The organism is Synechococcus sp. H60.3, assembly GCF_047462295.1.
In the GTDB taxonomy this organism is placed as follows: domain Bacteria; phylum Cyanobacteriota; class Cyanobacteriia; order Thermostichales; family Thermostichaceae; genus Thermostichus.
The window spans coordinates 5,273-6,560 of record NZ_JANSIY010000126.1 but is presented as its reverse complement, the minus strand read 5'-3'; the positions used below and the strand labels follow the sequence as shown (position 1 = coordinate 6,560).

Here is a 1,288-nt window from a genome sequence, read left to right as displayed (position 1 = left end):
TCCCTTCGCTCCACTGGCAGAAGTAGCCCTCGTTAAGGCTGTAGACGGAGCCGCGTTCGGGAATGCGAATATCGCTCCTGGAGAGGATGAACTCGCCCAAGCTGGGATCCAACGTAAAACTGTGTACCCCCTTGCCGACGGAATAGACCAGTTGGGTGCTGGGGCCGTAGAGGATGTAGCCGGCAGCCAGTTGGCGACGGCCCGGCTGCAGGAGATCTTGGTTGTCTGCTTCTGGACGATCCTCAAGGGGGTGCAGAACGGAGAAGATAGAGCCGACGCTGAGGTTGGCGTCAATGTTGGAAGATCCATCCAAGGGATCGATCACCAGGGCCAAGCGGCTGAGGGAGCAGTTTTCCGGCAGGCGAGCTGGGGTTTTCATCTCTTCTGACACCAGCCGACACACCAGGCCCGTCTGCTCCAAGGCGCGGATGAAGGCCCGGTTGGCATAGTCGTCCATCTGTTGCTGTTCTTCCCCTTGGACATTGACGCTGCCGGTCACCCCCAACGTACCTTCGATCAGCCCTGCCTGGCTGAGGCGACGGGCAATCATCTTGCCGGCCAGGGCGATGCGGTTCATCAGGGCGCTGAAGTCCTGGGCCTCGGCAGTAAAGCTGCCAAACTGCTGCAAGACATGGCGGGAGAGGGTGAGCACATCCCGCGCCATCTCCCGTTCGGCGCTGCTGGGCACGGCGGCGGGGGAGGGAGGAGAGCTGAGAACCATACGCGGCTTCACTGACACCTAAGAGGAAACGCCGGAACAAGAGATCCCTAGCTTCTGTATCTCGAACCGGCGGGCAAGGACTGCGTCCCACTGACGCGATTGGAATCTGGGATCCCCTTCACTAGGTAGGCTGGCCGATTCTCGGCGCAGGTGCCGAGAACTTACAGAGTTGCTTCAGATTCGGTCGGATCCCTCTTGCCAGGAGGGTTACGGTTGCCTTTGGGAAAAGCGGTAGGATGAGTTCTACCCATTCTTTTTCCTGCTCACTTTTCTCGGTTTCTTCTTGCCAATGATGGCCAACTCTCCTTTTCCGCTGCGCAGCCAAGTGGTCACCCAGGGGGTGCAGCGCTCCCCCAACCGCGCCATGCTCAGGGCGGTGGGCTTTCGCGATGAGGACTTCGGCAAGCCCATCGTCGGCATCGCCAACGCCCACAGCACCATTACCCCCTGCAACATCGGCATCCAAGCCCTGGCCGAGCGAGCCGAAGCTGCCCTGCGGGAGGCCGGCTGCATGCCTCAGATCTTCGGCACCATTACCATCAGCGACGGCATTTCCATGGGCACCGA

Annotated in this window: 2 protein-coding genes; one reads left to right on the top strand and one right to left on the bottom strand. The window is 60.5% G+C overall.

Translation table 11 applies throughout. The features are described 5' to 3' along the window. A partial coding sequence (locus tag NW841_RS11245; RefSeq protein ID WP_414386443.1) for a class 1 fructose-bisphosphatase occupies positions 1–664 on the bottom strand: 664 nt, incomplete at its 3' end. Positions 665–1,013: 349 nt separating this feature from the next. Here NW841_RS11245 and NW841_RS11240 point away from each other — a divergent pair. Continuing rightward, positions 1,014–1,288, top strand: a 275-nt coding sequence (locus tag NW841_RS11240) for a dihydroxy-acid dehydratase (protein WP_414386442.1), incomplete at its 3' end; no start/stop codon positions are given.